This window comes from Paenibacillus cucumis (ex Kampfer et al. 2016), from assembly GCF_019748695.1.
Lineage (GTDB): Bacteria > Bacillota > Bacilli > Paenibacillales > Paenibacillaceae > Paenibacillus > Paenibacillus polysaccharolyticus.
In genome coordinates this window covers 1-1188 of record NZ_JACLIC010000026.1, presented here as the reverse complement: position 1 = coordinate 1188, position 1188 = coordinate 1, and the positions used below count along the sequence as shown (strand labels likewise).

The 1188-nt window shown below is 52.9% G+C and carries 1 rRNA gene; it reads right to left on the bottom strand.

Annotation, left to right across the window (positions count from 1 at the left end):
- Window positions 1-1188, bottom strand: a 23S ribosomal RNA gene (locus tag H7T88_RS17800); the annotation flags it as partial.

The following is a 1188-nucleotide window of genomic DNA, read 5'->3' as shown; positions in this document are numbered from 1 at the left end:
CTGCGTCACTACCCTACTGCGTCCCCCCATCGCTCGTAACGATTTACGGTGGTACAGGAATTTCGACCTGTTGTCCTTCGACTACGCCTTTCGGCCTCGCCTTAGGTCCCGACTTACCCTGAGCGGACGAGCCTTCCTCAGGAACCCTTAGGCTTTCGGCGGATCAGATTCTCACTGATCTTTTCGTTACTCATACCGGCATTCTCACTTGTATAATGTCCAGCGCTCCTTACGGTACACCTTCAACCCTTATACAACGCTCCCCTACCCCTGATGCAAGCATCAAGCCATAGCTTCGGTGGTGTGTTTAGCCCCGTTACATTTTCGGCGCAGAGTCACTCGACCAGTGAGCTATTACGCACTCTTTCAATGGTGGCTGCTTCTAAGCCAACATCCTGGTTGTCTGTGCAACTCCACATCCTTTCCCACTTAACACACACTTGGGGACCTTAGCTGATGGTCTGGGCTGTTTCCCTTTTGACAATGGATCTTAGCACTCACTGTCTGACTCCCGGAAGTAAGTCTATGGCATTCGGAGTTTGACTGAGCTTGGTAACCCTTGCGGGCCCCGCACCCAATCAGTGCTCTACCTCCACGACTCTGTTTTCCGAGGCTAGCCCTAAAGCTATTTCGGGGAGAACCAGCTATCTCCGAGTTCGATTGGAATTTCTCCGCTACCCCCACCTCATCCCCGCATTTTTCAACATGCGTGGGTTCGGGCCTCCAGTGCGTGTTACCGCACCTTCACCCTGGACAGGGGTAGATCACCCGGTTTCGGGTCTACGTCCACGTACTCACTCGCCCTATTCAGACTCGCTTTCGCTGCGGCTCCGGCTCTTCACCTTAACCTTGCACGGGAACGTAACTCGCCGGTTCATTCTACAAAAGGCACGCCATCACCCCTAAAACGGGCTCTGACTTTTTGTAAGCACACGGTTTCAGGTTCTATTTCACTCCCCTTCCGGGGTGCTTTTCACCTTTCCCTCACGGTACTGCTTCACTATCGGTCGCTAGGAAGTATTTAGCCTTGGCAGATGGTCCTGCCGGATTCATACGGGGTTTCACGTGCCCCGCACTACTCGGGATCCGTCTCGGAGAGAATCAACTTTCAATTACAGGGCTTTTACCTTCTTTGGCGGGCCTTTCCAGACCTCTTCGTTTAACTGACTCCTTTGTAACTCCATGTGA